Source organism: Nocardia pseudovaccinii NBRC 100343 (genome assembly GCF_001613225.1).
GTDB classification, from domain to species: domain Bacteria; phylum Actinomycetota; class Actinomycetes; order Mycobacteriales; family Mycobacteriaceae; genus Nocardia; species Nocardia pseudovaccinii.
This window is the reverse complement of sequence record NZ_BDBY01000361.1, coordinates 37,553-43,552: the sequence shown is the minus strand read 5'-3', so window position 1 is coordinate 43,552 and position 6,000 is coordinate 37,553. Positions and strand designations below refer to the sequence as shown.

Below are 6,000 nucleotides of genomic sequence, written 5' to 3'. Positions count from 1 at the left end.
CCGGTACGCAGCGGCAGATACCCGATGCCCTGCGAGATCTTCGTGTACGCCTCCTCACTGGTGAGGAACTTGATGAGCTCCCACGACGCCCGCTGCTTGGCCGGGTCGTTGGACAGAATGTGCAGCGACGCACCGGAATTCGTCGGCACGGTCGGCTTGCTGCCGAAGCTCGGCATGGGTGCCGCGCGCAGATCCCACTTGTCCTTGGCGCCGGTGACGAAGGTGCCCTGGATCGCACTGGTCTCCAGGATCATGCCGATCTCACCGCGGGCGAACGCCTCATAACCCTGCTTCTGGTTGAACTTCGGCATACTGCCCGAATCGACCAGCGCCTTGCTCATCTGGGTGACCTCGACCGCGGGCGCGTCCGCGAACGACAGCGTCTTGCGATCCTCGGAGATGACCCGGCCGCCGTTGGAGCGCACCATCGACTGGAAGCACCAGTCCTTGGCGGTCTTGGTCAGGCAGTCGATGTACACACCGCCCTTACCGGTCTTGCCGGTGATAGCGGCGGCCGCATCGGAGACCTGCTGCCAGGTGGCCGGCGGCTTGGCCGGATCGAGTCCGGCCTCGTTGAACAGCGAGGCGTTGAAATACAGGACGGGCGTGGAGAATACGAACGGAACACCGTAGGTGTGGCCGTCCCAATCCGCGAGCGTGCGCGCCTTCGGGGCGTACGGGTACTTGGCGCCGTCGAAGTTGTGCTGCACTTCCTGCTTGGAAACCAGCGTGTCCAGCGGCTTGGCGCCGAGCTGATGGATGGTGTAGTCCAGATCGCTGAAGCCGAGCTGCGCGACATCCGGCGGGGTGCCCGCGACCATCTGGTTCTGAATGCTGGAGATGGTGTCGGTGGCCGGGTTCGGGCTGTTGCCCTGCGGCTTCTGCGCGGTCACCTTGATATTCGGGTACTTCTTGCCGAAATCGGCGATCAGCGCGTTGAAGGTGTCGGTCCACGCGCCGGCGAGTCCGTAGTTGTAGGACTCGAACACGATGGACACCTGCTGATCCGGTTTCAGTTCCGGGATCTGGGCGGTGTCGGCATTCGAGTCGGTGGTGGTGCTCCCGAGGCCGCCGCAGGCGCTGAGCGCGACGGTGGTTGCGAACACCAGGCCCAGTACGGGCAAGGTGCGTTTCACGGTGGTTCTCCTCATCGATGAAGGGTGATTGTTACGAATCAGGCGACGGCGACTACGGCGCTATCGGTAACCGAATCATGTTGCGGCTCTTGCCAAGTCATGCGCAGTCCGGATTCGGGGTGGAACAGGTGCAGGTGTGCGGGATCGACGCGCAGTCCGATCGGTTCGTCGGCGCGTACTCCGGCCGGGCGCGGTGCGCGGGCGCACAGCGTCTGCTCGCCGGTGCTGAAGTGGATCAGTTCCTCACTGCCCAGGTTCTCGACCATCCTCACGTGCCCGCGGATGGCGGGGTCAGCCGAGTCGATGCGCAGTTGTTCGGGGCGGATTCCGGCGACGACCTCGATGTCGGCATCGAAATCCGCTGCGGTTATGGCTAATTCGGTGTCGATGCCATCGGCGACCAGGAACAGGCGGCCGTCGCGCTGGGTCACGGCCGCGGGGAAGAGATTCATCGGCGGGGCGCCGAGGAATCCGGCGACGAAAATCGAGCGGGGCCGGTCGTAGAGTTCGGTCGGCGTGCCGACCTGCTCGACCTGACCGTCATTGAGCAGTGCGATCCGGTCCGCCATGGTCATTGCCTCGACCTGGTCGTGAGTGACGTAGAGGAAGGTCGCTCCCAACCCGCGATGCAGCGAAATCAGTTCGGCCCGAGTGGCGCTGCGCAATTTCGCATCCAGATTGGACAACGGTTCGTCCATCAGGAACGCACCCGGATCGCGAACCATGGCGCGGGCCAAGGCAACTCGCTGTCGCTGCCCACCCGACAACGCGGCGGGTTTGCGGCGCAACAACTCGTCCAACCCGAGCGCTGCCGCCACCTCCGCGACCCGGGCCGCGATTTTCGCGCGCGGTGTGCGCCGCGCCCGCAATGGAAAGCCGATGTTCTTCGCCACCGTCAGATGCGGATACAGCGCGTAACTCTGGAACACCATGGCCAGGTCCCGCTGCTGCGGCGCCCGATGGGTGATATCGGTGTCGTCCAACAGGATTCGGCCGCCGGTCGGATCCTCCAGACCCGCGATCATCCGCAGCAGGGTGGATTTGCCGCAGCCGCTCGGTCCGAGCAAAACCATGAACTCACCGTCGGCGATATCCAGGTTCACCTCCCGCACCGCATAGGTGGTGCCGAAGTGCTTGGATACCTGCTCGATGCGCAGTCGTGCCACCAGATCTCCTAGACCGGCAGCTCGCCCGCGACGACCCAGGTCGCCACCCGGGCCGCGATCGCCGGTGCATCCTTGACCCACTGGAAATGGTCACGGTGGTCGACCGGCGCATTCTCGTCGATATGCCACTGGGTGACCCGGGCGTTCGGCATCCGGGAGACCAGGAAGTCGACATTGGACTTCGGGCCGAGCACATCCTCGGACAGCGAGATGACCAGCACCGGCAGTGTCATCCCGCGCAGCAGCGTGTTGTACTGCCGCGCTGTGCCTTTCGGGCGGTAGTAGCTGGTCAGCGAGTGCATCGACCAGTCCCGCATCACGCGTCCCGGCATCGGTGCGGGGATCAGCACGCCGCCGGGCCAGTGCCCCTTCCAGCGCGATACCAAGCCGATCCACTGGATCTGGCTCAGTGCCTCGAACCAGCGGCGCGGTCCGAACGCCCACCAGAACACGGTGCCGGTCCCGATGACGGTCACTCCGGCGACCTGATCGGGTTCGGCGGCGGCGAAAAGCAGTGCGAGCTGTCCGCCGAGACTGTGTCCGAACAGGTGGACCGGGGCCTCCGGAAAGCGTGTGCGCACCGCGGAAACTATCGCGGGAAGATCGATTTCCAACATCTCGCGATAGCCGAAATCACTGTGCAGCCCGAATTCCGGCTTCGCCTCACCGTGCGCGCGCAGGTCGCAGGTGGCGACCGAAAGCCCCTGGGCGTTCAGCTCTTTGGCGAGGGCCAGGTAGTTCTTCGCCTTCATCGCCATGGCGGGCAGGATCAGCACCACCGGCGCATCGGCCTTCTTGGCGGGCAGGAAGCGGACGGTGAACTCGACGCCATCGGCGGTCGATACCGTGGCCGACTCCAAGGCCTGGAATTCCGAACTTTTCTGGGGTGCCGTACTGGTCACTGGTCGGCCTCCGTGATCGCGATATCGCAGACGTAGTCGAAGGTGAATTTCGCGACGACAACATCGGCGTCGTCGAGCAGCACCGCCTTGCCGGACAATTCGAACCGGTTCGAGGCGGTGGCGGCCAGTACCTCGGCGAGTTCACGCTGGTCGACGGTGGCGATGGCGCGGATCCGCCCGACCGCCGGTTTGCGATAGGACGCCGTGCCCGCGCGCAGCACCAGTCGCTCGACGGTGTCCAGGCGAGTCGCGGCCGCGCCGACGAAGGCCGCCGCGCCGCCGATATCGGCGGCGGTGAACAGCGCACCGGCGTGCACGGTGCCCATGTGGTTGCGCACGGTGTCGGCGGCGGGAATCTCCACGACCGCGCGCTCCGGCGAGATCTCGGTGATCAGGGTGCCGACGTGTCGTCCGAACGGCACCATATCCTGCGATACCGCCCGCAGATATTCGTAATCGACCGCATCGCAATCGAGTTCGGGATAAGCGGCGGCGAATCCGACGATTTCACGCGTTGTCATTGTTGTCTCCTTCAGCGATTGCGCAGTGCGCGACGGGCAATGGACCAGCGCAGCACCTCGGATGGCCCCTCATAGATGCGGAAGGCCCTGGCCTCCACCAGGAACCGGGCGACCAGATAGTCCTCGCAGACACCGAGTCCGCCGTGTAGCTGCACGGCCCGGTCGAGCACTCGCCAGACCGCCTCGGAGACAAAGGTTTTCGCGATCGATGCATCGTGGCGCGCCTGCGAGGATGTCGGCCCCTGCTCGTCGATGGTCTCGGCCGCCGTGCGGATAACGCCACGGGCCGCGGCGATATCGATTTCGCTGTCTGCGACGAGGCCCTGCGCCAGACCGTGATCGGCGATCGGCACACCGAAAGCCTTTCGGGTGCTGATGTGTTCGATGGCGAGGTGGTGCGCGCGCACAGCCAGCCCGAGCCAGTTCATGCAGAACACCAGGCGTGAGGGCGCGAGCCGGACCTGGGCCAGCACCAGTCCCTGACCGACCGCGCCCAGCACGGCGGAATCCGGTACCGCGCAGTCGACGAAGGCGATCTCGCAGTGTCCGCCGGGTGCGCTGGAATGGTCGAGCGTCGGCATCCGGCGGCCGACCTTCAGACCTGGATTGTCCTGGTCCACCAGGAACATGGTGGGTCCATCACTGGTCTGCGCGACACAGATGGTGAACGCGGCGCCTTGCGCGCCGGTGGTGAAATGCTTGGCGCCGTTGATGATCCAGCCGTCGTCGGTCTCCTCGGCGACGGTCTGCAGCATGCCCGGATCGGATCCCGCGCCCGGTGCCGGTTCGGTCATCGCGATGGCCGAACGCACCTCACCGGCGGCCAGCGGCGCGAGATAGCGCTGCTGCTGCTCGGCATCGGCCACGTGGGCGAGCAGGTGGATGTTTCCGTCGTCGGGCGCCCAGGCGTTCACCGCGATCGGGCCGAGCAGACTGGCTCCGGCCGCTTCCAGCACCCGCGCCTGGGCCCTGGTGTCCAGGCCGAGTCCGCCGTACTCCGGGGCGGACAGCGGGCCGAATACGCCCGCCTCTTTCGCCTTCTTCTGTAATTCGAGCCGCAGCGCGTCGTCCATTACGCGCCCGTCGACAACGACCTCGCGTTCCACCGGAATTACCTGGTCACGTATGAACTGGGTGGTCTTGTCCACCAAATGCGCCACAGTGGTCATGGCGTCAGTTTCGGTGGGCGGGCGGCGTCTGAGTCGGGTCGATAGTCAACGTCGATTGTGCGAATCGACTGCGCATTCGTCCGGTGCGCAGCGGCGGTCTCTCGGCGACGGTAGTCGCGAAGACGAGATAGCCGAGGGGACCAGATGACGGACATTCCGGTACGGGTGTCGGCCCGCCGTGACGAGGCCGAGGGTGTGTTCTCGCTCGAGCTGACCCCGGTTGCGGGCGGTCAGCTGCCGTCGTGGGAGCCGGGCGCGCACATCGACGTGACGGTCGGCGCCGCCGGGGTGCGGCAGTACTCGCTCTGCGGTGATCCGGCGGATCGGCTGCACTGGCGGATCGCGATATTGCGCGAGCCCGACGGGCGCGGCGGGTCCGAGTATCTGTACCGGACGGCGCTGGTGGACTCGGAGCTGAGTATTTCGGCTCCCCGCAATAATTTCGAGCTCGTCGAGCGGGCAAGTTACGTGTTCATCGCGGGTGGTATCGGAATCACACCGATCCTGCCGATGGTGGCCGCAGCGCAGGCCGCCGACGCTGACTGGGAGCTGTACTACGGCGGACGCACTCTCGCGCATATGGCCTTCGCCGAGGAGATCGTTCGCCACCCGCACGCCCGACTGCTGCCACAGGACGAGCACGGACTGCTGCCGATCGCCGACATCGTCGCCGAACATCGTGATTCCGCGATCTACTGCTGCGGACCGGAACCACTGCTCGCAGCCGTGGAAACCGAAGGAGCACTGCATGATTCGGCTGTCTTCGTGGAACGCTTCGTGCCGCGATCGGTGGACACGCCGCGCGGCTCATTCGAGATCCAATTGGCAAGCAGCGGAACCACTTTCCGCATCGGCGCGGACGAGTCCATTGCCGATGTGCTCGACGCCGCCGGTATCGGCATCATCACGTCCTGTCGCGAAGGCACCTGCGGCAGTTGCGAAACCGCCGTGCTAGCAGGCGATATCGACCATCGCGATTCGGTGCTCACCGCCGAAGAGCAGGCCTGCGGCAACACCATGATGCTGTGCGTTTCGCGGGCCAGATCGGACGTGCTCGTCCTCGACCTGTGACCGGCGAACCCTGAGCTGTCGGCGCTATCGGCGAC

General features: G+C 65.6%; 6 protein-coding genes. 1 reads left to right on the top strand and 5 read right to left on the bottom strand.

Annotated features, from left to right (window positions below):
* The 5 genes from NP3_RS39345 to NP3_RS39325 all read right to left on the bottom strand — a co-directional run.
* The coding region (locus tag NP3_RS39345) for an ABC transporter substrate-binding protein (RefSeq protein ID WP_245721293.1) at window positions 1–1,151 on the bottom strand (1,151 nt) is incomplete at its 3' end.
* 23 nt (window positions 1,152–1,174) lie between these two features.
* Entirely contained in the window at window positions 1,175–2,302 is a 1,128-nt protein-coding gene (locus NP3_RS39340; RefSeq protein ID WP_063046790.1) for an ABC transporter ATP-binding protein, read from the bottom strand.
* Window positions 2,303–2,310: 8 nt separating this feature from the next.
* Complete coding sequence (locus NP3_RS39335; protein WP_063046789.1) at window positions 2,311–3,204, bottom strand: alpha/beta hydrolase family protein; 894 nt, start codon at window positions 3,202–3,204, stop codon at window positions 2,311–2,313.
* Window positions 3,201–3,725: a YiiD C-terminal domain-containing protein gene (locus NP3_RS39330; RefSeq protein ID WP_063046788.1), complete on the bottom strand. Its 525-nt coding sequence runs from the start codon at window positions 3,723–3,725 to the stop codon at window positions 3,201–3,203. Before NP3_RS39330 ends, NP3_RS39335 begins: the two co-directional genes overlap by 4 nt.
* A gap of 11 nt (window positions 3,726–3,736) precedes the next feature.
* Window positions 3,737–4,894, bottom strand: a complete 1,158-nt coding sequence (locus tag NP3_RS39325; RefSeq protein ID WP_063046787.1) for an acyl-CoA dehydrogenase family protein — start codon at window positions 4,892–4,894, stop codon at window positions 3,737–3,739.
* Window positions 4,895–5,038: 144 nt separating this feature from the next.
* Here NP3_RS39325 and NP3_RS39320 point away from each other — a divergent pair, with 144 nt between their 5' ends.
* Window positions 5,039–5,965 (top strand): PDR/VanB family oxidoreductase, encoded by a 927-nt coding sequence (locus NP3_RS39320; protein WP_063046786.1) that lies wholly within the window; start codon window positions 5,039–5,041, stop codon window positions 5,963–5,965.
* The last annotated feature ends 35 nt before the right edge of the window (window positions 5,966–6,000 follow it).

Coding starts and splice junctions, on each gene's coding strand:
- NP3_RS39325 (WP_063046787.1), bottom strand. CDS start 4,894: ATGACCACTGTGGCGCATTTGGTGGACAAGACCACCCAGTTCATACGT.
- NP3_RS39330 (WP_063046788.1), bottom strand. CDS start 3,725: ATGACAACGCGTGAAATCGTCGGATTCGCCGCCGCTTATCCCGAACTC.
- NP3_RS39320 (WP_063046786.1), top strand. CDS start 5,039: ATGACGGACATTCCGGTACGGGTGTCGGCCCGCCGTGACGAGGCCGAG.